This window comes from Pseudomonas sp. RSB 5.4, assembly GCF_037126175.1.
Taxonomy (GTDB): domain Bacteria; phylum Pseudomonadota; class Gammaproteobacteria; order Pseudomonadales; family Pseudomonadaceae; genus Aquipseudomonas; species Aquipseudomonas fluorescens_H.
The window spans coordinates 4,605,250-4,627,306 of record NZ_CP146986.1 but is presented as its reverse complement, the minus strand read 5'-3'; the positions used below and the strand labels follow the sequence as shown (position 1 = coordinate 4,627,306).

Sequence of the window (22,057 nt, the reverse complement as noted above, 5' to 3'; positions counted from 1 at the left end):
GAGTGTTAAACCATGACGCCAGCAAGCAGCTGGCGTCATGGTGAGTGAATGCCGTTACAACGTGCTGAACAGCGGGAAAGTCCCCAGCAGCAAGGCGGCCACCAGTATGCACAGGCAGACCAGCACTGCCCACTTCAGGGTGAAACGTTGGTGATCACCGAACTCGATACCGGCCAGCGCCACCAGCAGGTAGGTCGACGGTACCAGCGGGCTGAGCAAGTGGACGGGCTGACCGACGATCGAGGCACGGGCCATTTCCACTGCGGTGATGCCGTAATGGCTGGCCGCTTCGGAGAGCACCGGCAATACGCCGTAGTAGAACGCGTCGTTCGACATGAAGAATGTGAACGGCATGCTCACCAGCGCCGTGATCACCGCCAGGTACGGGCCGAGGAAGTCCGGAATCACTGCCAGCAGACTTTTCGACATGGCGTCGACCATGCCGGTTCCGGACAGGATACCGGTGAAGATACCCGCAGCGAAAATCAGACTGACCACCGACAGCACGCTGCCGGCGTGGGCCGCAACGCGGTCCTTCTGCATTTGCAGGCACGGGTAGTTGACGATCATCGCGATGCTGAACGCCACCATGAACAGCACCGGCAGCGGCAGCAGGCCGGCGATCAGGGTGCACATCAGCGCCAGGGTCAGCAGGCCGTTGAACCAGATCAGCTTCGGACGGCGGGCATCGGGGAATTGCGAGACGCTGATTTCACTGTGATCGATTTCGTCGCCGATCAGGTGCAGCTCGCCCAGACGTGCACGCTCACGTTTGCCGTAGAAGTAGGCAATGATCAGGATCGCCACCACACCGGCGGCCATGGCCGGGATCATCGGCACGAAGATGTCCGACGGGTCCACATGCAGCGCACTGGCGGCACGGGCGGTCGGGCCGCCCCACGGGGTCATGTTCATCACGCCACCGGCGAGGATGATCAGACCGGCCATGATCCGCGGGCTCATGCCGATGCGGCTGTACAGCGGCAGCATGGCGGCCACGCAGATCATGTAAGTGGTCGCGCCGTCACCATCGAGGGAAACGACGAGCGCCAGCACGGCGGTACCGACCGAAACTTTCAACGGGTCGCCCTTGACCAGTTTGAGGATCTTGCGCACGGCCGGGTCGAACAGGCCGGAGTCGATCATCAGGGCGAAGTACAGAATGGCGAACATCAGCATCACGCCGGTCGGCGCAAGCTTGGTAATACCTTCGAGCATCATCGGGCCGATCTTCGGCGCGAAACCACCGAACAGGGCGAACAGGATCGGGATGATGATCAGGGCGATCAGCGCAGACAGGCGCTTGGTCATGATCAGGAACATGAACGTGATGACCATGGCAAAGCCAAGGAAAGTCAGCATGGGAATACTCCAGGCGTAGCGCGGCTAATTGAGTGAGCGGATCGGAAGGGATCAGCGCAGAGCGGGAAGCACGAGACGTACGGGCGGAGTTTCAGCGAGAAGGCGGGCTACAGAGGACATCAGAATCACCATTGTTGTTGTTAATTGGGCCTGACGTGCGAGCGATCACACGCGCTGGCCAACCGGTCTGTTGCCGGTAGTGGCGGCGATCCTAATCGGGCAACCTTTCAGCTACCTTTCGCGGATGAAAGGTCTGACGAGAGGCGCGGCCACTTTCATGCAACTGGAAGCAGATACAACGATGAACGTCGTAAGACCTTTCTGTAGTTTCTGAGGGAGCGTCTTCACCCGCTGTATGGAAGGGAAACGCAATGCTAGGCTTGCGCCACTGCAATGTTTGAGAGGAGCTCCAACCAATGCTTAATAGCGTTGAATTAGATAATTTCGGCCCGCTACAAAAAATCCGCTGGGGCAAGCTCTCAAACTTGAATCTGATTATCGGAGCAAACAGCAGCGGCAAGACGTTTTTGCTCAAAGCGCTTTACTGCACGATGCGCACGCTCGAAGAGTACCAGCGTGGAAATGAACAACGTTCCGCCGCGGAGATACTGGCAGACAAACTTTACTGGACGTTTCAGGCAGACAAGATTGGCGACCTGGTAACAAAAAGTGCAGACGGTCCGTTGATGTGCAAGGTCAACGTTGACTCTCGAGCGTTTCGGTACGGATTCGGCAAAGACACGACAAAGAACATTGCCACGTTAGAAAATCACGTCCCTCCACGAGGCAGCAACTCAATATTTCTTCCTCCCAAGGAAGTACTTTCCCTGCAACACATTATTCTGAAAAGCCGTGACATCGATAAAGACTTCGGTTTCGACGACACCTATTACGATCTGGCGAAAGCACTCCGCCTCCTACCGACGAAAGGAAAAAATCACGCTCATTTCGCAAAGGCCAGGGAGAATCTGGAGGAGATGTTCGGCGGCAAGGTGGAATTCGACAGCAGTACAAATCGCTGGCAATTCAAAAAAGGCAATCAGAAGTTCCAGATTGGCTCTACTGCTGAGGGCATCAAGAAAATTGCCATTCTCGACACCTTGCTGGGCAATCGATTCCTGACCAAAGATTCCATGGTATTCATCGACGAACCCGAGTCGGCCTTGCATCCGGTAGCCATCACCAGGCTCGTCGATATCATTGTGTCTCTGGCCGCAAGCGGGATTCAGTTTTTCATTGCCAGCCACTCGTATTTCGTCATTAAAGCGCTGTATCTCGCGGCGCAAAAACAGAACATGTCTATCCCTGTTCTCTCGTCAATTGACGGCGAATGGCTCGGTGATGATCTTCTCAAAGGTATGCCGGACAACCCCATCGTCGATGAGTCCATTCGTCTTTATGAAGAGGAAGTGGAGCTGGCTCTGGGATGACTATTTCAATCGAAGAATCAGGGATGATTTTCGGGCCGTTTTCAGAGGATCAGCTTTTTCCGATCGAAAACAGTCCACTGTCCAAAAAAATAGGAAACGGCATCAAGGTCACTGAGTTTGTTCTACTTCGCGATCTTCAGGACAAACCTCAGGAAGTCTGGTTTGTAGAGGCAAAATCAAGTGCTCCTCGGCAGACCGAAGTATTCGTAGAAGAGATCAGGCAAAAATTCACCAACTCAGTGCAATTGACGCTTGCGGCCTGCCTTAGGCGGCACCCTCACAGTGATGAACACCTTCCAGCAGGTTTCTTGAATCTTGATCTCTCAAACTGCGCCATAAAATGCATTCTGGTCATAAACCAATTTCCAAAGGAATGGATGATCGGACTACGTGACGCGCTGAATAAGGCAATGAGCTCTTTAGCGAAGACTCTCGGGCTAAAACCGGGCTCAGTCGTCGTCATTAATGACGAAATGGCACGGGCCAGGAATCTGATAAGTTAACTAAGAGGGCAGGCGATGACTTTATCGCACAGCGGTGGCTGCCATTGCGGACATATCCGCTATCGGTTCAGCGGGCCATTGCAGGACATCGCCCACTGCCACTGCTCGATCTGCCGCAAGGTCAGCGGCGGGATCGTCACCACATGGATCACGCTGCCAGCGGCCAACTTCCAGTGGCTGGTCGGGACGCCTTCGCGCTATGACTCGTCGGGCAGTTGCGCGCGGTATTTCTGTCCGCACTGTGGCGCGCAGCTGGCGCTGGTGACATTGCTCAGTCCCGAGAGCATCGATGTGACCATCGCCACGCTGGATCACCCGGAGCGGGCGCCGGCCGAGCGGCACATCTGGACGGACAGCCAATTGCCCTGGCTGCATCTGGACGAGCATCTGCCGGGCGAGCCTGAAGAAACGCTTTGATCAGAAAATAGACAGATCCAGCGGACGCATCGCCCCCATCCAGATCGCATGCTCGGTGTGATCGAGCAAGTTATCGCCGGTGTCCGGGTGGAGGAACACCACCAGCCCCTTGCGATTGAGCGCCAGCCACGGCAACAGATCGCCGATCAACTGCGGGCCGAAAGCCAACTGGCAGCTCCAGTCCGGGTGTGGGCCGACCGGACGTTCGTGCATCCGGCCCATCTGCACTGGAAACAACTGCGCGGCCTGTTCGCACAAGGCCCGGGCCTGAGCAATCGTGCTGGCGTCGTAATAAATATGGGCGTGGTAGCCCTTGATCGTGTGCATTTGAAAGCCTCTGAATCGAATTCGAACCCTCGCCGTTTCCTGTAGGTCACACGCCATATGACAGGAACAGGAGCTCAGCCATGAAAAATGCCGAAACCCCGACGGTGAAAGTGGTGCTCTATGGTGCCATGGCCAGCCTCGGCGGTGCGTTGATGGCTGAATTGCTGCGACGGCAGCACGAAGTCATCGCGATTCTCGACGATTTGAACGTACTCGCGCCACGTCCCGGCCTGCGCACCAAAAGCGGCGATCTGTTCGATGCCGAGCGGGTCAAGCAAAGCGTAGCGGGCAGTTCGGCGGTGATCTGTCTGCTGGATGCTCCCGGTTTGCCGTTCAGCAGCGAACATGTGGAAAGGTCCGTGGTGCTCGGCCCAGTGGAACAGGTGCTGGCGGTCGATGCGTTGGTCGACGGCCTGCAAGCGGCCAACGTTTCCAGGTTGTTTCTGGTGGGGAATTTTGCCGTGCTCGACGAGCCGGAACTGGACGACGCACTGCAACGCCACGCCGCCGAAGAAATCCGCGAAGCCCTGCAAAGCAGCCCGCTGCAGTGGACACTGGTGAATGCGCCCCACGGGGTGGCGGGGCTGACCATTGAGCATTTCAGTCAGGTGGGCGGCAATCTGGAGCCGGGACTGGCGGAGCCGCTGGAACGGCTGAACCGGGTCGCGGTGGGGATTGCCGATGAGCTGCGATTGAACCTGCATGTGGGGCAGCATGTGAATTTTGTCGCCGCAACTGGCTGAGCCTTTAAATCGCAATTGACGGCAGCGCCACCCCGGCGAGAGATTCGGCGCTGCTAGCCTGTTCCGCCATCAACCAATCGACAAACTGCTGAATCAACGCGCCCCGGCGTTTGCGTTGCGGCAGCACCACGTAATACCCCAGACGCGACAACGTGGTCTCGGCGATTGGCCGACAGAGCAAGCCTTGGCTCAGCAAGTTATCCACAAGGTGGCGCCAGCCGATGGCCACGCCCTGACCGCCAATCGCCGCTTGAATCAACAGCGTGTAATTGTCGAAACGCAATTGGCCCGGCGCGGGTGGCGTGCTGATGCCCAGTTCGCGAAACAGCCCGCTCCAGTCAAACCAGTTGCTGCTGTTCTCCCCGCGCAGGTGCAGCAGAGGCAATTCCAGCAATGCCTGGGCAGGCAAGGGCAGGGGCCGGTCCTTGAGCAATTGCGGACTGCATACGGGAAACACTTCTTCGCTGAACAGCCAATGGCTTTCGCCCTGCTTGAAACGCCCGTCGCCAAACAAGATCGCGACATCGATGTCGGTGCGTAGCATGTTGTGGTTGCGCTCGCTGGTGACCAGGCTGACGTCGACATTCGGATTGGCTTCGTGGAAGCGATGCAGGCGCGGCATCAGCCAGTACGCGGCGAAGGCGAAATCGGTGGCGACCTGCAACACCTCATGTTGTTGTTGCGCGCTGATCGCACTCAATCCTGCGTCGATGTTCTGCAAACCGAGCTGAACCTGCTCGAACAGGATCGTCCCGCCCTCGGTCAGTTCGATCCCGCGGTAGATACGGTCAAACAGTCGTGCGCCCAGCTGTTCTTCCAGACGCTTGATCTGCTGGCTGATCGCTGGCTGCGTGGTGCCCAGCTCCACCGCCGCCGCGGTAAAGCTGCGGTGACGGGCCGCCGCCTCGAAGGCGCGCAACAGGTCGAGGGACAGATTGCCGAGGGCTTCATACATAAGCTGTGCTTATCCTAGTCATTGTCCGGCGCGGGCTTTACCGGACAGGGCATGGACTCCATGCTCGATCGCAGCAATGTCGCATAAATATTCACTATGGAATGCCGCGATCACATGAAGCGCAAGAACATTCTTTTCATCATGGCCGATCAAATGGCCGCGCCAATGTTGCCGATCTACGGCCCGTCGCCGATCAAACTGCCGAATCTTTCGCGCCTCGCCGCTCAGGGCGTGGTGTTCGACGCCGCTTATTGCAACAGTCCGCTGTGCGCGCCGTCGCGCTTCACCCTGGTCAGCGGGCAGCTGCCGAGCAAGATCGGCGCCTACGACAACGCCGCCGATTTCCCCGCCGACGTTCCGACCTACGCCCATTACCTGCGCCGCCTCGGCTACCGCACCGCGCTGTCGGGCAAGATGCATTTCTGCGGCCCGGATCAATTGCACGGCTACGAAGAGCGCCTGACCAGCGACATCTACCCGGCCGATTACGGCTGGGCGGTGAACTGGGACGAGCCGGACGTGCGCCCGAGCTGGTATCACAACATGTCGTCGGTGCTGCAGGCCGGGCCGTGCGTGCGCACCAACCAGCTCGACTTCGATGAAGAGGTAGTGTTCAAGGCCCAGCAATACCTGTTCGATCACATTCGCGAGGACGGCGATCAGCCGTTCTGCCTGACCGTGTCGATGACTCACCCACATGACCCGTACACGATTCCCAAGGCGTTCTGGGATTTGTACGACGACGGTGACATCCCGATGCCGACCACCCCGGATCAACATTCCCTCGATCCACACTCGCAGCGCCTGCTCAAGGTCTACGATCTTTGGGACAAACCGCTGCCTGTGGATAAAATTCGCGACGCGCGCCGTGCCTATTTCGGCGCGTGCAGCTATATCGACGCCAACGTCGGCAAACTCCTGCAAACCCTCGAAGATACCGGGCTGATCGATGACACCATCATCGTCTTCTCCGGCGACCACGGTGACATGCTCGGCGAGAAAGGCCTCTGGTACAAAATGCACTGGTTCGAGATGGCCGCGCGGGTGCCGCTGTTGATCAGCGCTCCGGGGCAGTTCGCTGCCGGCCGGGTCAGCGCCGCGGTGTCCACCGCTGACCTGTTGCCGACCTTCGTCGAACTGGCCGGTGGCAGCATGGAGCCGAACTTGCCGCTGGACGGCCGCTCGCTGCTGACGCACCTGCAAGGGCAGGGCGGGCATGACGAAGTATTCGGCGAGTACATGGCGGAGGGCACGGTCAGCCCGCTGATGATGATCCGTCGCGGCGCCTACAAATTTATCTACAGTGAAAGCGACCCGTGCCTACTCTTCGATGTGCACAACGATCCGCGTGAACTCGAAGAACTCAGCCAGTCGCCGCAACATCGCCAGCTGTTCGACGAATTTCTCGCCGAAGCGCGGGCCAAGTGGGACATCCCGGCGGTTCACCGCGAGGTGCTCGCCAGCCAGCGTCGCCGACGTTTTGTCGCCGACGCCCTGACCATCGGCAAGCTGAAGAGCTGGGATCACCAGCCGCTGGTGGACGCCAGTCAGCAGTACATGCGCAACCACATCGACCTCGACGATCTGGAGCGCAAGGCCCGTTATCCACAACCCTGCCAAAATCAATAATGTAAGGGGAAGTTCATGCGCAAGTTATCCACAGCACTGACGATTGGCCTGCTGGCTCTGGGCAGCGCCTCGGCATTCGCCGAGCAAAGCTGCGAAACGGTGAAAATGGCCGACCCGGGCTGGAGCGACATCGCCGCGACCAACGCCATCGCCGGGTTTCTGCTGGACGGTATGGGCTACAAGGCCAAGGTCGACACACTCGCGGTGCCGATCACCTTCGGCGGCTTGAAGGACGGTCAGGTGGATGTATTTCTCGGCAACTGGATGCCGGCGCAGCAGGGCTTCTACGACAAGTTCGTCGCCACCGGTGACGTCACGCAACTGGCGAAGAACCTCGACGGCACCGAGTTCACCCTCGCCGTCCCGGATTACGTGTGGGACGCCGGTGTGCATGACTTTGCCGACCTGAACAAATACGCCGACAAGTTCGACAAGAAGATCTACGGCATCGGTTCCGGGGCGCCCGCGAACATTTCGCTGCAGGAAATCATCAAGAAGAACGATTTCGACCTCGGCCAGTGGAAGCTGATCGAATCCAGCGAACAGGCGATGCTCGCCGAAGTCTCGCGGGCGGTGAAGAAACAGAAATTCGTCACCTTCCTCGGCTGGACACCGCACCCGATGAACGTGCAGCTGAAGATGCATTACCTCAAGGGCGGCGAGAAATACTTCGGCGACACCGGCAGCGTCTATACCCTCACGCGCAAGGGTTATGCCGAGGCCTGTCCGAATGTGGGCAAGTTGCTGACCAACCTGGCGTTCACCCAGGACATGGAGAACAGCATCATGGCTGAGGTGGTGAACAAGAAAGTCAGCAATGCCGATGCGGTGAAGGCATGGATCAAAGCCAATCCGGCGGTTCTGGACAAGTGGCTGGAGGGGGTGAAGACCGTGGATGGCAAGGATGCGTTGCCTGCGGTGAAGGCCAAGCTCTAACGCTTTCTACTTGACGACAACTTACCCGTGGCGAGGGGATTTATCCCCGATCGGCTGCGCAGCAGTCGCAAAGTCTATGCACTCGGTATACCTGACTCACCGAGACCGTCGGTTTTGGGGCCGCTTCGCAGCCCATCGGGGATAAATCCCCTCACCACAGTGATTGGCGCGTCCTGATAACCTTGCATAAACCCACACCCCGCGAGGACCCATGGCCCTGCCCAGTCGCCATTCACTTTTCCCCTTCCTGACCTGGCTGCCCCGGCAAACCCGCGCCAGCGTCGGCCGGGATCTGGTCGTTGGCCTGAGCGGTGCCATTCTCGCGCTGCCGCAGTCGATCGCCTACGCGCTGATCGCCGGCCTGCCGCCGGAATACGGCCTCTACGCCGCAATCATTCCGGTACTGATCGCCTGCCTTTGGGGTTCCTCGTGGCATCTGATCTGCGGCCCGACTGCAGCGATTTCGATTGTGCTGTATGCCAGCGTCAGTCCCTTGGCCGTGCCCGCGTCGCAGGACTACATCACCCTGATTCTGCTGTTGAGCTTTCTGGCGGGGATTTTTCAGTGGCTGCTCGGCCTGCTGCGCTTCGGCGCGCTGGTGAATTTCGTCTCGCATTCGGTGGTGCTCGGCTTCACCCTCGGCGCGGCGGTGGTGATTGCCATCGGCCAGTTGCCGAACCTGCTGGGGCTGGATCTGCCGGCCAAAGCCACGGCCCTGGACAGCCTGATGGATCTGCTGCAGCACCTGCAGGCTGTGGATAAACCTTCATTGGTATTGGGCGTGGCCACGGTGGTGGTCGGTTTCGTGCTCAGGCAATTGCTGCCGCGCTGGCCGACACTGTTGATCACCCTGGTGCTCGGCAGCCTGCTGGTGTGGCTGTGGCCGACGATGTTCGGCCACGTGCATCGGGTCAGTGCCTTTGTCGGGCGCTTGCCGCCGTTCAGCGCGTTGCCGCTGGATCTGGATCTGGTGCTGCGCTTGCTGCCGAGCGCCGTGGCGGTGGGCATGCTCGGGCTGGTGACGAGTCTGTCGATTGCCCGTTCGATTGCCGCGCGCTCCCAGCAGTTGCTCGATGCCAATCAGGAAGTCCGTGCGCAGGGTCTATCGAACATCGTCGGGGCGTTCTTTTCCGGCTCGTTGTCCGCCGGCTCGTTCACCCGCTCAGGTCTGAGTTACGAGGCCGGTGCCTGTTCGCCGCTGGCCGGGGTGTTTTCGGCGATCTGGGTCGCGCTGTTCGCGATTTTCGGCGCCGGGCTGATTTCACACATTCCCATTCCGGCGATGGCCGGAAGCATTCTGCTGATCGCCTGGGGGCTGGTGGATCATCGCGGGATTCGTTCGCTGCTGCGGGTCAGCCGCGCCGAGTTCGTGGTCATGGCCCTGACCTGCCTCGCCACGCTATTGCTGGAATTGCAGACGGCAATCTACGCCGGGGTGCTGGCGTCGCTGTTCTTCTACCTCAAGCGCACCTCGCAACCGCGGGTACAGCATTGGCGCGAGGGAGAGGAGGATGTGCTGCGGGTTGGCGGCTCGATTTTCTTCGGCGCCAGCCATTACCTGCAAGTGCGCCTGCAACGGCTGCACGGCACGCGGGTGGTGATCGAGGCGCAGCAGATCAACTTCATCGATTATTCGGGGGTGGAGATGCTGCATCAGGAGGCGCGGCGCCTGCTGCGGCAGGATCGCAGCCTGACTCTGCGCCGGGCGCGGCCGCAGGTGGTGGAGGAGTTGAGAAAGCTGGAAGGGCCGGAGAAATGCCCGATCCGGTTTGAGGATTGATCCAGAATCGGCGGTGCGGCCATTCGCGAGCAAGCCCGCTCCCACATTTGATCGCATTCCAATGTGGGAGCGGGCTTGCTCGCGAAGCTTTTAAAGGGCCAACTGGCGGCGTAGTTCGGCGAGCACCGGCGCCGTATCCGGACGTACCCCGCGCCACAGGAAAAATGCCTCGGCAGCCTGTTCAGCCAGCATCCCCAGACCATCCATCGACACCGCCGCGCCATGCTCGCTGGCCCAGCGGCAGAACGCGGTCGGTTCCTTGCCATACATCATGTCGTAGCACAGGGTCTGGCCCGGTTCGATCAGGCTCGGCGCAATCGGCGGTACATCGCCGGTCAGACTGGCGGAGGTGGCGTTGATGATCACGTCCACCGGCTCCTGCAACCAGTCGAAACCACTGGCCGACACCGGCCCCAGATCACCGAACAACTCCGCCAGCAGCTCGGCCTTGTCCACCGTGCGATTGGCGATGATCACCGATGCCGGCTTCTCGGCCAGCAACGGCTCCAGCGCGCCACGCACCGCGCCGCCAGCGCCGAGCAGCAGGATGCGCTTGCCGGTCAGGCTGAACCCGGCATTCACCGTCAGGTCGCGCACCAGTCCGGCACCGTCGGTGTTGTCACCGAGCAACGAGCCGTCGGCCAGTTTGCTCAGGGTGTTCACCGCACCAGCGCGTTGCGCACGGGCGGTCAGGCTGTTCGCCAGGCGAAAGGCTTCTTCCTTGAACGGCACAGTGACGTTGGCGCCACGACCATCCTGGAAAAACGCCACGGCGCAGCCAGTAAAGTCGTCGAGTGGCGCCAGCAAGGTGCTGTAGTCGAGGCGCTGGCCGGTCTGCTCGGCGAACAGTTTGTGAATCATCGGCGACTTGCTGTGGCCGATCGGGTTACCGAAAACGACGTAACGATCCATCAGCAGTCCTCAGGCTTCGGCCAGCCAGTCGCGGTCTTGCAGGAAGTAGTCGGTCAGGCGCGCTTCTTCACTGCCGGGCTCGGCCTTGAAGTCATAGGCCCAGCGCACTTGCGGCGGCAGCGACATGAGGATCGACTCGGTACGCCCGCCCGATTGCAGGCCGAACAGCGTGCCACGGTCGTAGACCAGGTTGAACTCGACGTAGCGGCCACGGCGGAATTCCTGGAATTCACGCTGTTTCGCGGTGAACGCATCGTTCTTGCGGCGTTGCACGATGGGCAGGTACGCATCGATGTAAGCGTCACCGATGGCGCGCATGAAGGCGAAACTGGTGTCGAAGTCCCACTCGTTCAGGTCATCGAAAAACAAGCCGCCGATGCCGCGCGGTTCGTGGCGATGCTTGATGTGGAAATAGGTGTCGCACCACGCCTTGTAGCGCGGGTAGACGTCCGCACCGAACGGCGCGCAGGCCTGTTCGGCGACGCGGTGCCAGTGGATGCAGTCTTCTTCGTTGCCGTAATACGGCGTCAGGTCGAAGCCGCCGCCGAACCACCAGACCGGCTCTTCGCCTTCCTTCTCGGCGATGAAAAAGCGCACGTTGGCGTGGGACGTCGGCACATGCGGGTTGTGCGGATGGATCACCAGCGACACGCCGAGGGCTTCGAAACCGCGACCGGCCAGTTCCGGACGGTGGGCGCTGGCCGACGGTGGCAGGCCGCTACCGAACACGTGGGAAAAGTTGACGCCGCCCTTTTCGATCACCGTACCGTTCTCGATCACGCGAGTACGACCGCCACCGCCGGCAGGCCGGGTCCAGGCGTCTTCGACGAAGCGCGTGCCGCCGTCTTCGGTTTCCAGCGCGGCGCAGATGCGGTCTTGCAGGTCGAGCAGATAGGCCTTTACGGCGTCGGTGCGGGTCGTCATGGCTTCACCTTGAATCAGGGGCATCACTACGCGGGCGCCCCGCAGGCAGGGGGCGGCGCAAATGGGCGCGTAGCATAACACCGCAGACCCGAGCGCCGCAGTTGACGAAGATCAAGCATGGGAGTTGGATAGGGGCCTCGCAAAACGACCCAAGGAGTAGGCAGATGGCAAAGCGTATCCAGTTCCGCGCCCACGGCGGACCCGAAGTACTCGAGTATGTCGATTACCAGCCCGCCGCCCCCGGCCCGCAACAGGTGCGAGTGGCCAACAAAGCCATTGGCCTGAACTTCATCGACACCTATTTCCGCAGCGGTCTCTATGCGCCACCGGCGCTGCCATCGGGTCTGGGCGCTGAAGGCGCGGGTATCGTCGATGCCGTGGGCAGTGAAGTCACCCGGTTCAAGGTCGGTGATCGCGTGGCGTATGGCAGCGGCCCATTGGGTGCCTACAGCGAGTTGCACGTGCTGCCCGAGGCCAACCTGGTGAAACTGCCGGACGAGATCAGCTTCGAAACCGCCGCCGGGGTCATGCTCAAGGGCCTGACCGTGCAGTACCTGCTGCGCCAGACCTATGAACTCAAGGGTGGCGAAACCATTCTGTTCCACGCCGCTGCGGGGGGTGTCGGTTCGCTGGCCTGCCAATGGGCCAAGGCACTGGGCGTGAAACTGATCGGCACCGTCAGCTCCAGGGAAAAAGCCGAACTGGCCAAAGCCAACGGCGCCTGGGCAACCATCGATTACAGCCACGAAAACGTGGCACAGCGGGTGCTGGAGCTGACCGACGGCAAGAAAGTCCCGGTGGTGTACGACGGCGTCGGCAAGGACACTTGGCTGACCTCGCTCGACAGCGTCTCGCCGCGCGGGCTGGTGGTGAGTTTCGGCAATGCCTCCGGTGCGGTGGACGGGGTGAACCTGGGGATTCTTTCGGCCAAGGGCTCGCTGTACGTGACCCGCCCGACCCTGGCGACCTACGCCAACAACGCCGAGAACCTGCAGCGCATGGCCGACGAGCTGTTCGAGATGATCATCAGCGGCAAGATCAAGGTGGACATCAGCCAGCGTTATCCACTGGCTGACGCGGCAAAGGCGCAGACCGAACTGTCGGCGCGGCGCACCACCGGCTCGACCATCCTGCTGCCCTGATCAACCTTCGGCATCTTGCCAGTCAGGGGTGCGAACCCACGGCTGGCAAGACAGTTCGAACGCGTTCAGCACCTCGGCAGAGGACACTCCAACGGTTTTTGCACCAGGTGGCCAACCGTCGCGTGATCGGGCTGTTGAACCGCCGCGAGGATTTGCCGCCACTCGGCTGACAACACCCAATAATCGCCGCGTGCGCGCTGGTCGATGTGCAGCGCATTGGAAGCGATCGGCATCAGGCCGAAACGCTGATAAAAGCGCAGTTGTTGCGATCTGCACAACGCGGTCACCCCCTGATAGCCGCGTTTTATCGCCCACTCGGTAGCGGCCGCCAACAGACCGTTGATCGCAATGGGCAGTTGATTGGGCGTGTACGAGATCAAGCGGCTGAATTCGACATGGCGCGACAGCGCCACCGTGGGCGAAACGTGTTGCTGCGCCAGCGATACCCATTCGAACGGCGCCGGAGTCGCCCTCAATACTGCCAACAGTTGATCGTGCCGATACAGCAGAAAGTGGGTACTTCGCGACTTTATCGCCAGTCTGGTTTCGAGCATCCGCGCCCGTGAAGTCAGCATGTAATGCTGCAGCCGGAGTCGAAATTGCCGATCGACAAACCGGTCGAACTCCTGAGTATCCGCCCCCGCTTCAAGCATCACGATACGGCAACCCTCATGGTGACTCTTTAACGTCACCTGAAGCGCCTGCAGATAATCCGTGAGTTGCAAATTCGTAGTGTCCATTCTTTCTCCGCAGACCTTAACTTATCGAAGTATTTCGAGTGCAGGGAAAGGATGGTTGCTTTTGGCGATTCCGCCACGCCAGAAAGTCTGATAATCCGGTGGGAAAACTCAATGAATCCGGGTACTTGGCGACTTTTCCGACACAGAAACGGGCGTCATTGCAGGACAAATCGCAGGTACGCGTAGTCCTCCTCGCCATCAAGGCGAAGAGGACTCACGTAAAGGTTTTCGAGCCAGGATCAGTCGGGACGAATGACCTTGCCGGTCGCCAGATCACGGATCACGCTGGGGTTCTTGCGCCCACCCAGTTGCCCGCCGAGGATCAGGTCGATCTGCCCACGGAAATACTGCTCGACGCGCAACCGCGTGCGCGCCGCCGGCCGTCCTTGCGGGTTCGCCGAGGTGGAGATCAGCGGCCCGACCATCGAGCACAGATCCCGCACCTGCGGATGATCGCTGACCCGCAGCGCCACCGTGTCATGCACGCCCGTCACCCACTCCGGCAGCAGGTTTTGATGCGGCACCAGCCAGGTGTTCGGCCCCGGCCAGGTACTGGCCATGCGGTCGAGCCACTCTTGCGGGAAGTCTTCGAACAGGAAGTCGAACTGGCGAATGTTGTCGGCGACCAGGATCAGGCCCTTGTCCACCGAACGGTTCTTGATCGCCAGCAGACGATCCACTGCCTCTTCGTTCCACGGGTCGCAACCCAGCCCCCAGACGGCTTCGGTTGGATAGGCAATCACCGCCCCGGCGCGAATCTCTCGTGCGGCTTGCTGCACACGCCAACTGTTGACCATGAAAAAACTCTCCGCAAACAGGTTTTGCGCAGTTTACCGATCTTCCCTGTAAAACCTAGCGTGTCCTGGCCTGCCAGCGACCGTTTTCACACACTGCCCGGCCTTCCATTTCCAGCTCGGTGAGTGCCGCGAGAACTTTGGGCAACGCCCAGCCGCTGCTGTCGACCAAGGCTTCGCTGGTGTGCGGCGCCGCGTGCAGCAGGCGCAGCAAGGGGTGCCCGGCATCCGGCGTCTCTGTGGATAACGGCACATGCTGCCAGCCGCGCAGGGCTTCGAGGATGTGTTCGATGGTTTCGACCAGCACCGCACCGTCGCGGATCAACTGGTGACAGCCGCGTGCGCCAGGGTGATGGATCGAGCCCGGAATCGCGTACACCTCGCGGCCCTGCTCTGCCGCCAGCCTGGCAGTGATCAGCGAACCGCTGGCAACACTCGCTTCGACCACCAGCACACCGAGGGACAAACCGCTGATGATCCGGTTGCGCCTGGGGAAGTTGCTCGCCGTCGGACCAGCGTCCAGTGGAAACTCCGAAAGCACCGCGCTGCCCGAGGCAATCATCGCGTCGGCCAGTCGGCGATTGCGCTGTGGATAAAACTTTTCCAGGCCAGTGCCGAGCACGCCGACGGTTTGCCCGCCGACGTCCAGCGCCGCTTGATGGGCAGCTGCATCGATGCCCAGCGCCAAGCCACTGGTGATGACAAAACCGGCCCCGGCGAGGCTGCGGGAAAATGCTGCAGCGGTGTCCATTCCCGGGCGTGAAGCACTGCGACTGCCGACCATCGCCAGTTGCGGTTTTTCCAGAATCAGCGGGTCGCCCGCAACAAACAACAGCGGTGGTGGGTCAGGGATCTGCGCCAGCAGCGCCGGATAGTCCGCCTGGCCCAACAGCAATAGGTGCTGGCCGGGCCGCTCTAGCCAGCGCAATGCATGGCTCGCGCCGTCGCGCACTTCGGGGCTGCGCCGGGCCTCGGCCGGCGCCGCCGGCAACCCCAGCGCACGCCAGGCACTGGCCGGCGCGCTCAGGGCTTTTGACGCCGAGCCGAAGGCTTCAAGCAGTTTGGCAAAACGTTTCGGACCGATTTCCGGCAAGCGGTGCAGGCGCAAACGCGCTTCCAGTTCCGCAGGGGAAACCGGCGTACAGGCAGACAGCATCGTGGATCATCCTTGATCGTTATAAGTCCCGAACCATTCGGAACAAGCTGTGGATAACTCTGTTGGTAACTTGTGAAGCCAGCTAAGGATTTCGTACCTTGTCGAGCACCGCGAGCGAGCGCGATGCGTTGAGTACCAGGCCATAACTGATTTTTTCGTAGGTGCGGAACACCATCAGCAAACCGGCGCGTTCGTCGGGGATTTTCAACGGCTGGCCGGTGACCCGGTCACGTACGGTTTCCCCGGTTTTCATCACTGCCAGAACGTTGCCTTCGACCAGGCCGTCGCGCTGGCCCTTGTTCAGGGTGACCACGTCCATCACGCCGATCTGCGTGACGCCGCGCGGCACGTCGATGATCACGCCGTTGATGTTGGTGCTCGGGGCGCTGGGCATGAAGGTCGAATTGATCGAGCGCTCTTCGCCGCTGAACAGACGATCGCCCAGACGTACTTCCTGGGTGGTGCGTTGCAGGGCGAGGGTGGCGACGTCGCCTTCGGTGGCGACGATTTCACCGCCACCGATATCGTCGGCGTTGATCCCGAGGAACTCCTTGGTCTGCGGGTCGGTGTAGACCTTGCCCTGGCGGAAGATGCCGTACACCGGCTGACTGGGGTCGAAATGGCCACGGGCATAAATCCGGTCACCGGTGCCGGAAAGCACCCGCTCGGCATCGCCGGCGACGATATAGGGTGCCTTGTCGAAGTCCTCGACCTTGTCGACGATGCGGTTGCTCAGCAGAAAGGCGTTGATCGATTTCAGCGGAATGCTCGGGATCGCCTCGGCCACCGGGCTGGTGCGGATGCGTGGCGACAGTTTGATGGTGCCGCGCGACTCGCCGCGATTGACGGTCAGTCGAGGCTGGCCGTCGACATAACTCAGCGTCAGCGTGTCGCCGGGATAGATCAGGTTGGGGTTTTCAATTTGCGGGTTGGCCCGCCACAGCTGTGGCCATTGCCAGGGCTCGCGCAGGTATTTGCCGGAAATGTCCCAGAGTGTGTCTCCCGAAACCACCGTGTATTGCTGTGGAAAACCATCCCTGAGTTGCACTTGCCCTTGCGCCACGCCGGCCGAGACCAGAAGCAGCAGGGCGAGTAGTGTTTTCCTCATGCAGCGAATCCCTTTATCATGTGCGTTCGCGTGAACCGTCAGAGCCCCCGTGGCTCGCTACTGCAAATTGCATTAGCTACGCTTCACAACGGTAGCCTGCATCTTCGGACCTGCCAGGCCATCGACCCGACTTTACTCAATACGTGCAGCAATCAGCCTATGGCCATTTTAAACATCCTCGAATTCCCGGACCCGCGTCTGCGTACTATCGCCAAGCCTGTGGCTGTAGTGGACGACGAAGTGCGTCAGTTGGTCGATGACATGTTTGAAACAATGTATGAAGCGCCGGGCATCGGCCTCGCCGCGACCCAGGTCAACGTGCACAAACGTATCGTCGTGATGGACCTTTCCGAAGACCGCACCGAACCCCGGGTGTTCATCAACCCCGAGTTCGAATCGCTGACCGACGAGATGGATCAGTACCAGGAAGGCTGCCTCTCGGTGCCGGGTTTCTACGAAAACGTCGACCGCCCGCAGAAGGTCAAGATCAAGGCGCTGGACCGCGACGGCCAGCCTTACGAACTGATCGCCGAAGGCCTGCTCGCGGTGTGCATCCAGCACGAATGCGACCACCTCAACGGCAAGTTGTTCGTCGATTACCTGTCCACGCTCAAACGCGACCGGATCAAGAAGAAACTGGAAAAGCTGCATCGCCAGAACGCTTGATGCCCTCCTTCAAAGGCTTGCTGCGGCAAGCCTTTTTCTTTTTATGAGACGCCCTTCATGACTGAGCCACTGCGCATCGTTTTTGCCGGTACCCCGGAATTTGCCGCCGAACACCTCAAGGCCCTGCTGAACAGCCCTTACGAGATCGTTGCGGTCTACACCCAACCGGATCGTCCGGCCGGTCGCGGGCAAAAACTGATGCCGAGCCCGGTCAAACAGTTGGCCCTGGAAAATAATATCCAGGTGTTGCAGCCGCCGACCCTGCGCAACGCTGACGCTCAAGCCGAGCTGGCCGCGCTGCAACCGGACTTGATGGTGGTGGTCGCCTACGGCCTGATCCTGCCGCAAGCGGTGCTGGATATTCCGCGTCTGGGCTGCATCAACAGCCACGCCTCGCTGCTGCCACGCTGGCGCGGTGCGGCGCCGATCCAGCGCGCCGTGGAACACGGTGATGCCGAAAGCGGCGTGACCGTGATGCGCATGGAAGCGGGCCTCGACACCGGGCCGATGCTGCTCAAGGTCGTGACCCCGATCAGCGCCGACGACACGGGCGGCACGCTGCACGACCGTCTTGCCGAAATGGGCCCGCCCGCCGTGGTCCAGGCGATTGCCGGCCTGGCCGCCGGAACCCTCGAAGGCGAAGTACAGAACGACGAGTTCGCCACCTACGCCCACAAACTGAACAAGGACGAAGCGCGCCTCGACTGGAGCCGTCCGGCGGTTGAGCTGGAGCGTCTGGTACGCGCCTTCAATCCATGGCCGATTACCCACAGCACCCTCAACGGTGAAGCGCTGAAAGTGCTGGCCGCGACCCTGGCTGACGGCAAAGGCGCGCCGGGTGCAATCCTCAGCGCCAGCAAGGACGGTCTGATCGTCGCGTGCGGTGAGCAGGCGTTGTGCCTGACCCGTCTGCAACTGCCCGGCGGCAAGGCGCTGAACTTCAGCGACCTGTTCAACAGCCGTCGCGAGAAATTCGCCGTCGGTACCGTGCTCGGCGCCGTGGTGGACGCGCAATGAACCCGCGTCTGGCTGCCGCCAAGGCACTCGCTGCCGTCCTCAGCGGCAAGGCTTCGTTGAACAGCTCCCTGCCGACGCAACTGGACAAGGTCGAAGACCGTGATCGCGGCTTCACCCAGGATCTGGCGTTCGGCACCGCGCGCTGGCAGCCACGGCTGTCGGCGCTGGCGGAAAAGCTTCTGCAGAAGCCGTTCAAGGCTGCCGACGCCGATGTCGAGGCGCTGCTGCTGGTCGGTCTCTATCAACTGCTCTACACCCGCGTGCCGCCGCACGCGGCCATCAGCGAAACCGTCGGTTGCGCCGACAAGCTGAAAAAGCCGTGGGCCAAGGGTCTGCTCAACGCCGTGCTGCGTAATGCCCAGCGCGAAAGCGAGACGATTTTTGCCGAGCTTGAGCGTGATCCGGTGGTGCGCACCGCCCACCCGCGCTGGCTGCAAAAATCCCTGAAAGCCTTCTGGCCGGAGCAATGGGAAGCGATCTGCGCCGCGAACAACGCGCACCCGCCGATGATCCTGCGGGTCAACCGCCGGCATCACAGCCGCGACGCCTACCTCGGCTTGCTCAGCGACGCCGGCATCGTTGCCACGCCCTGCGTCTATAGCCGCGACGGCATCGTCCTTGAGGCCGCTGCCGATGTGCGCAGCCTGCCGGGGTTTGCCGAAGGCTGGATCAGTGTGCAGGACGAAGCCGCGCAACTGGCCGCCGATCTGCTCGATCTGGCCCCGGGCCAGCGAGTGCTCGACGCCTGCTGCGCCCCCGGCGGCAAGACCTGCCACATCCTTGAAGCCGAACCGGCGCTGGCCGGCGTGGTGGCGGTGGATCTGGAAGCCAAACGTCTGGTGCGGGTGAAGGAGAACCTTGAACGGCTGGGCCTGAGCGCCGAACTGATCGCTGCCGACGGTCGCGATACCGCCGCGTGGTGGGACGGCAAACCGTTCCAGCGCATCCTGCTCGACGCGCCATGTTCGGCCACCGGCGTGATCCGCCGCCATCCGGACATCAAACTGACCCGTCAGGCCGACGACATCGCCGCCCTCGCGCTGCTGCAAGGCGAGCTCCTCGACGCCCTGTGGAAAACCCTCGAAGTCGGCGGCATCCTGCTCTACGCCACTTGCTCGACCTTGCCCACCGAGAACACCGAAGTCATCGCCGCGTTCCTCGAGCGCACGCCCGGTGCCCGCGAGCTGGATCTGGCCACCACGGCCGGGATCAAACAGCCCCATGGTCGCCAATTGCTGGCCCAGCAGGGCGGGCATGACGGGTTCTACTACGCCAAGCTGATCAAGATCGCTGCCCCGCGCGGCTAAACGGATTCAATGGAGTGACTGGATGAAAATCATCATCCTCGGTGCGGGGCAGGTCGGCGGTTCGCTGGCTGAACACCTGGCGAGCGAAGCCAACGACATCACCGTGGTCGACACCGACGGCGAGCGCCTGCGCGACCTCGGCGACCGCCTCGACATCCGCACCATTCAGGGCCGCGGCTCGCTGCCGTCGGTGCTGCGCCAGGCCGGCGCCGACGATGCCGACATGCTGGTGGCGGTGACCAACAGCGACGAGACCAACATGGTCGCCTGCCAGGTCGCGCACACGCTGTTCCACACCCCGACCAAAATCGCCCGGGTGCGCGAAGCGTCCTACCTCAATCGCGAAGAACAGCTGTTCCAGAACGAAGCGATTCCGGTCGACGTGCTGATCAGCCCCGAGCAAGTGGTTACCAACTACATCAAGCGCCTGATCCAGCATCCGGGCGCGCTGCAAGTGATCGACTTCGCCGAAGGCCAGGCGCAACTGGTGGCGGTGCGCGCCTATTACGGCGGGCCGCTGGTGGGCCAACAGCTGCGCCAGCTGCGCGAACACATGCCGAATGTCGAGACGCGTGTCGCGGCGATTTTCCGTCGCGACCGACCGATCCTGCCGCAAGGCGACACGGTGATCGAGGCCGATGACGAAGTCTTTTTCATCGCCGCCCGTGAGAATATTCGCGCGGTGATGAGCGAAATGCGCCGCCTCGACGAAACCTACAAGCGCATCGTGATTGCCGGCGGCGGGCAGATCGGCGAGCGCCTGGCCGAGGCCATCGAGAGCCGTTATCAGGTGAAGATCATCGAGATGAACCCGGCACGCTGCCGCTACCTCTCGGATACCCTCGACAGCACCGTGGTGCTGCAGGGCAGCGCGTCGGACCGTGATCTGCTGCTGGAAGAGAACATCGCCGACGCCGACATCTTCCTCGCCCTGACCAACGATGACGAAGCCAACATCATGTCGTCGTTGCTGGCCAAACGCCTGGGCGCGAAGAAGGTGATGACGATCATCAACAACCCGGCGTACGTCGACCTGATCCAGGGCGGCGATATCGACATCGCCATCAGCCCGCAACTGGCGACCATCGGCACCTTGCTGGCCCACGTACGGCGTGGCGATATCGTCAGCGTGCACTCACTGCGCCGGGGCGCGGCGGAAGCCATCGAGGCGATTGCCCACGGTGATGCCAAGTCGAGCAAGGTCATCGGCCGACCGATCGAAAAAATCGGCCTGCCGCCGGGCAGCACGATTGGCGCGATCATCCGCAACGAAGAAGTGATCATCGCCCACGACGATACGGTGATCGAAACCGGTGACCATGTGATTCTGTTCCTTGTGGATAAAAAGCATATCCGCGATGTGGAGAAGTTGTTTCATGTGGGTCTCAGCTTCTTCTGATCCGGATTACTGCGTGATCAGACCTGGCCCCATCGCGAGCAGGCTCACTCCTACAGGGGAACGCATTCCAAATGTGGGAGCGGGCTTGCTCGCGAAAGCGGTATAACTGACACCGATCAACACCTGACACTCCACAGAAAAGGACTCTGCCCATGCTCGAATCCCTGGAAAAAATGCTCGCCAAGGGTGTGGATAACTCATTGCTGCGCTTCGGCCTCGGCAAGGGTTATCTGGATTTGGGCGAGAACGCCAAAGCCGCCGAGCATTTCCAGCGCTGTGTCGGCTTCGACCCGAAGTACTCGGCGGCGTGGAAGCTATTGGGCAAGGCGCAACTCGCACTCGGCGATCACGCCGCCGCAAGGCAGGCATGGGAACAAGGTCTGGAAGCCGCCCGCGCCCATGGCGACAAGCAGGCCGAGAAGGAGATGGCGGTGTTTCTGAAGAAGCTCGACCGTCAGGCGCAATAAGCTAGAGATAGCGCAGGCCGATGCCCTCGGCATCCACCGTCACCACTTCCATTCGCACCCGTGGCGCGCCCGTGGGCAAGCCCTGCACTTGCCCGTAAACCACAGCGCCCTTGGGCAACGAAGCCAGCCGCGGATGCTGGACGTAGACCCCCGTAGTGGACAGATTGCGCGTTTGCCCGAGGCATTCGCCGAAGCTGTCGTGGGTGATCTTGATGCGGAAAGATTTGCAGTGTTCGGACATCTTTATGCGCCCTTGAATGAACGAGGCTGTGGATAAGCCGCAGAAGCAGGATCAACAGATCGCCGCCTGCGGCAGCTTCTACAGGTTATCCACAGAGTGTGC

General features: G+C 61.1%; 23 protein-coding genes. 13 read left to right on the top strand and 10 right to left on the bottom strand.

From position 1 onward, the window contains the following. Positions 1–54: 54 nt before the first annotated feature. Positions 55–1,362, bottom strand: a complete 1,308-nt coding sequence (locus tag V9L13_RS20980) for a CitMHS family transporter (protein ID WP_007954069.1) — start codon at positions 1,360–1,362, stop codon at positions 55–57. A gap of 416 nt (positions 1,363–1,778) precedes the next feature. On the opposite strand from V9L13_RS20980, the gene V9L13_RS20975 reads away from it, so the two are divergent. The 3 genes from V9L13_RS20975 to V9L13_RS20965 are packed head-to-tail and all read left to right on the top strand — an operon-like array spanning position 1,779 to position 3,712. Next, complete coding sequence (locus V9L13_RS20975) at positions 1,779–2,792, top strand: ATP-binding protein (RefSeq protein WP_201136160.1); 1,014 nt, start codon at positions 1,779–1,781, stop codon at positions 2,790–2,792. Next, positions 2,789–3,295, top strand: coding sequence for a hypothetical protein (locus V9L13_RS20970; RefSeq protein ID WP_103483982.1), 507 nt, complete (start codon positions 2,789–2,791; stop codon positions 3,293–3,295). The genes V9L13_RS20975 and V9L13_RS20970 overlap by 4 nt, the downstream gene beginning before the upstream one ends. A 15-nt stretch (positions 3,296–3,310) precedes the next feature. Then, positions 3,311–3,712, top strand: a complete 402-nt coding sequence (locus V9L13_RS20965) for a GFA family protein (RefSeq protein ID WP_338800430.1) — start codon at positions 3,311–3,313, stop codon at positions 3,710–3,712. Here V9L13_RS20965 and V9L13_RS20960 read toward each other — a convergent pair whose 3' ends face one another. Then, complete coding sequence (locus V9L13_RS20960; RefSeq protein ID WP_338800429.1) at positions 3,713–4,039, bottom strand: DOPA 4,5-dioxygenase family protein; 327 nt, start codon at positions 4,037–4,039, stop codon at positions 3,713–3,715. 80 nt (positions 4,040–4,119) lie between these two features. On the opposite strand from V9L13_RS20960, the gene V9L13_RS20955 reads away from it, so the two are divergent. Further along, positions 4,120–4,782: an NAD(P)H-binding protein gene (locus V9L13_RS20955; protein WP_338800428.1), complete on the top strand. Its 663-nt coding sequence runs from the start codon at positions 4,120–4,122 to the stop codon at positions 4,780–4,782. Positions 4,783–4,786: 4 nt separating this feature from the next. Here V9L13_RS20955 and V9L13_RS20950 read toward each other — a convergent pair whose 3' ends face one another. Further along, entirely contained in the window at positions 4,787–5,737 is a 951-nt protein-coding gene (locus V9L13_RS20950) for a LysR family transcriptional regulator (RefSeq protein WP_338800427.1), read from the bottom strand. Positions 5,738–5,851: 114 nt separating this feature from the next. Between V9L13_RS20950 and betC the strand changes: the two genes are divergently transcribed. From betC to V9L13_RS20935, 3 genes are all read left to right on the top strand, one after another. Then, entirely contained in the window at positions 5,852–7,366 is a 1,515-nt protein-coding gene (gene betC, locus V9L13_RS20945; RefSeq protein WP_338800426.1) for a choline-sulfatase, read from the top strand. A 15-nt stretch (positions 7,367–7,381) separates the two neighbouring features. Then, positions 7,382–8,302 (top strand): choline ABC transporter substrate-binding protein, encoded by a 921-nt coding sequence (choX, locus tag V9L13_RS20940; protein ID WP_338800425.1) that lies wholly within the window; start codon positions 7,382–7,384, stop codon positions 8,300–8,302. A 211-nt stretch (positions 8,303–8,513) separates the two neighbouring features. Continuing rightward, positions 8,514–10,082 carry a SulP family inorganic anion transporter gene (locus tag V9L13_RS20935; RefSeq protein WP_003220253.1) on the top strand — a complete coding sequence of 523 codons (1,569 nt, stop codon included), beginning with the start codon at positions 8,514–8,516 and terminating at the stop codon, positions 10,080–10,082. Between the two features lie 90 nt (positions 10,083–10,172). Here the strand turns inward: V9L13_RS20935 and aroE are convergent, their stop codons facing one another. Together aroE and hemF are read right to left on the bottom strand one after the other, a co-directional pair. Continuing rightward, positions 10,173–10,994 carry a shikimate dehydrogenase gene (gene aroE / locus V9L13_RS20930; protein ID WP_003220251.1) on the bottom strand — a complete coding sequence of 274 codons (822 nt, stop codon included), beginning with the start codon at positions 10,992–10,994 and terminating at the stop codon, positions 10,173–10,175. 9 nt (positions 10,995–11,003) lie between these two features. Then, positions 11,004–11,918, bottom strand: coding sequence for an oxygen-dependent coproporphyrinogen oxidase (gene hemF, locus V9L13_RS20925; RefSeq protein WP_003220249.1), 915 nt, complete (start codon positions 11,916–11,918; stop codon positions 11,004–11,006). 164 nt (positions 11,919–12,082) lie between these two features. Here hemF and V9L13_RS20920 point away from each other — a divergent pair, with 164 nt between their 5' ends. Beyond that, positions 12,083–13,060, top strand: a complete 978-nt coding sequence (locus V9L13_RS20920) for an NADPH:quinone reductase (RefSeq protein WP_262142534.1) — start codon at positions 12,083–12,085, stop codon at positions 13,058–13,060. 65 nt (positions 13,061–13,125) lie between these two features. Here V9L13_RS20920 and V9L13_RS20915 read toward each other — a convergent pair whose 3' ends face one another. From V9L13_RS20915 to V9L13_RS20900, 4 genes are all read right to left on the bottom strand, one after another. Further along, the gene (locus tag V9L13_RS20915) at positions 13,126–13,800 is read right to left on the bottom strand and encodes a hypothetical protein (RefSeq protein ID WP_003220245.1); all 675 of its coding nucleotides are present in this window, start codon (positions 13,798–13,800) and stop codon (positions 13,126–13,128) included. Positions 13,801–14,039: 239 nt separating this feature from the next. After that, positions 14,040–14,597 (bottom strand): L-threonylcarbamoyladenylate synthase, encoded by a 558-nt coding sequence (locus V9L13_RS20910; protein WP_003220243.1) that lies wholly within the window; start codon positions 14,595–14,597, stop codon positions 14,040–14,042. A gap of 55 nt (positions 14,598–14,652) precedes the next feature. After that, complete coding sequence (dprA, locus tag V9L13_RS20905) at positions 14,653–15,750, bottom strand: DNA-processing protein DprA (RefSeq protein ID WP_338800424.1); 1,098 nt, start codon at positions 15,748–15,750, stop codon at positions 14,653–14,655. An 82-nt stretch (positions 15,751–15,832) separates the two neighbouring features. Then, complete coding sequence (locus tag V9L13_RS20900; protein ID WP_338800423.1) at positions 15,833–16,858, bottom strand: LysM domain-containing protein; 1,026 nt, start codon at positions 16,856–16,858, stop codon at positions 15,833–15,835. 159 nt (positions 16,859–17,017) lie between these two features. Here V9L13_RS20900 and def point away from each other — a divergent pair, with 159 nt between their 5' ends. The 5 genes from def to V9L13_RS20875 all read left to right on the top strand — a co-directional run bounded on the left by def (position 17,018) and on the right by V9L13_RS20875 (position 21,714). Next, on the top strand, positions 17,018–17,524 hold the full coding sequence (def, locus tag V9L13_RS20895; RefSeq protein WP_027610272.1) for a peptide deformylase: 507 nt from the start codon (positions 17,018–17,020) through the stop codon (positions 17,522–17,524). Between the two features lie 57 nt (positions 17,525–17,581). Next, complete coding sequence (gene fmt, locus V9L13_RS20890; protein WP_338800422.1) at positions 17,582–18,541, top strand: methionyl-tRNA formyltransferase; 960 nt, start codon at positions 17,582–17,584, stop codon at positions 18,539–18,541. Continuing rightward, complete coding sequence (gene rsmB / locus V9L13_RS20885) at positions 18,538–19,848, top strand: 16S rRNA (cytosine(967)-C(5))-methyltransferase RsmB (RefSeq protein WP_338800421.1); 1,311 nt, start codon at positions 18,538–18,540, stop codon at positions 19,846–19,848. Before fmt ends, rsmB begins: the two co-directional genes overlap by 4 nt. A gap of 22 nt (positions 19,849–19,870) precedes the next feature. Further along, complete coding sequence (trkA, locus tag V9L13_RS20880; RefSeq protein ID WP_003220233.1) at positions 19,871–21,247, top strand: Trk system potassium transporter TrkA; 1,377 nt, start codon at positions 19,871–19,873, stop codon at positions 21,245–21,247. 152 nt (positions 21,248–21,399) lie between these two features. Beyond that, positions 21,400–21,714: a tetratricopeptide repeat protein gene (locus V9L13_RS20875; RefSeq protein ID WP_103483994.1), complete on the top strand. Its 315-nt coding sequence runs from the start codon at positions 21,400–21,402 to the stop codon at positions 21,712–21,714. Position 21,715: 1 nt separating this feature from the next. Here V9L13_RS20875 and V9L13_RS20870 read toward each other — a convergent pair whose 3' ends face one another. Then, entirely contained in the window at positions 21,716–21,955 is a 240-nt protein-coding gene (locus tag V9L13_RS20870) for a PilZ domain-containing protein (protein ID WP_003220229.1), read from the bottom strand. Positions 21,956–22,057 lie beyond the last annotated feature (102 nt).

What these genes read in the sequence shown, in the direction of transcription:
- V9L13_RS20980 (WP_007954069.1), bottom strand. Translation starts at nt 1,362, where the DNA reads ATGCTGACTTTCCTTGGCTTTGCCATGGTCATCACGTTCATGTTCCTG.
- V9L13_RS20975 (WP_201136160.1), top strand. Translation starts at nt 1,779, where the DNA reads ATGCTTAATAGCGTTGAATTAGATAATTTCGGCCCGCTACAAAAAATC.
- V9L13_RS20970 (WP_103483982.1), top strand. Translation starts at nt 2,789, where the DNA reads ATGACTATTTCAATCGAAGAATCAGGGATGATTTTCGGGCCGTTTTCA.
- V9L13_RS20965 (WP_338800430.1), top strand. Translation starts at nt 3,311, where the DNA reads ATGACTTTATCGCACAGCGGTGGCTGCCATTGCGGACATATCCGCTAT.
- V9L13_RS20960 (WP_338800429.1), bottom strand. Translation starts at nt 4,039, where the DNA reads ATGCACACGATCAAGGGCTACCACGCCCATATTTATTACGACGCCAGC.
- V9L13_RS20955 (WP_338800428.1), top strand. Translation starts at nt 4,120, where the DNA reads ATGAAAAATGCCGAAACCCCGACGGTGAAAGTGGTGCTCTATGGTGCC.
- V9L13_RS20950 (WP_338800427.1), bottom strand. Translation starts at nt 5,737, where the DNA reads ATGTATGAAGCCCTCGGCAATCTGTCCCTCGACCTGTTGCGCGCCTTC.
- betC (WP_338800426.1), top strand. Translation starts at nt 5,852, where the DNA reads ATGAAGCGCAAGAACATTCTTTTCATCATGGCCGATCAAATGGCCGCG.
- choX (WP_338800425.1), top strand. Translation starts at nt 7,382, where the DNA reads ATGCGCAAGTTATCCACAGCACTGACGATTGGCCTGCTGGCTCTGGGC.
- V9L13_RS20935 (WP_003220253.1), top strand. Translation starts at nt 8,514, where the DNA reads ATGGCCCTGCCCAGTCGCCATTCACTTTTCCCCTTCCTGACCTGGCTG.
- aroE (WP_003220251.1), bottom strand. Translation starts at nt 10,994, where the DNA reads ATGGATCGTTACGTCGTTTTCGGTAACCCGATCGGCCACAGCAAGTCG.
- hemF (WP_003220249.1), bottom strand. Translation starts at nt 11,918, where the DNA reads ATGACGACCCGCACCGACGCCGTAAAGGCCTATCTGCTCGACCTGCAA.
- V9L13_RS20920 (WP_262142534.1), top strand. Translation starts at nt 12,083, where the DNA reads ATGGCAAAGCGTATCCAGTTCCGCGCCCACGGCGGACCCGAAGTACTC.
- V9L13_RS20915 (WP_003220245.1), bottom strand. Translation starts at nt 13,800, where the DNA reads ATGGACACTACGAATTTGCAACTCACGGATTATCTGCAGGCGCTTCAG.
- V9L13_RS20910 (WP_003220243.1), bottom strand. Translation starts at nt 14,597, where the DNA reads ATGGTCAACAGTTGGCGTGTGCAGCAAGCCGCACGAGAGATTCGCGCC.
- dprA (WP_338800424.1), bottom strand. Translation starts at nt 15,750, where the DNA reads ATGCTGTCTGCCTGTACGCCGGTTTCCCCTGCGGAACTGGAAGCGCGT.
- V9L13_RS20900 (WP_338800423.1), bottom strand. Translation starts at nt 16,858, where the DNA reads ATGAGGAAAACACTACTCGCCCTGCTGCTTCTGGTCTCGGCCGGCGTG.
- def (WP_027610272.1), top strand. Translation starts at nt 17,018, where the DNA reads ATGGCCATTTTAAACATCCTCGAATTCCCGGACCCGCGTCTGCGTACT.
- fmt (WP_338800422.1), top strand. Translation starts at nt 17,582, where the DNA reads ATGACTGAGCCACTGCGCATCGTTTTTGCCGGTACCCCGGAATTTGCC.
- rsmB (WP_338800421.1), top strand. Translation starts at nt 18,538, where the DNA reads ATGAACCCGCGTCTGGCTGCCGCCAAGGCACTCGCTGCCGTCCTCAGC.
- trkA (WP_003220233.1), top strand. Translation starts at nt 19,871, where the DNA reads ATGAAAATCATCATCCTCGGTGCGGGGCAGGTCGGCGGTTCGCTGGCT.
- V9L13_RS20875 (WP_103483994.1), top strand. Translation starts at nt 21,400, where the DNA reads ATGCTCGAATCCCTGGAAAAAATGCTCGCCAAGGGTGTGGATAACTCA.
- V9L13_RS20870 (WP_003220229.1), bottom strand. Translation starts at nt 21,955, where the DNA reads ATGTCCGAACACTGCAAATCTTTCCGCATCAAGATCACCCACGACAGC.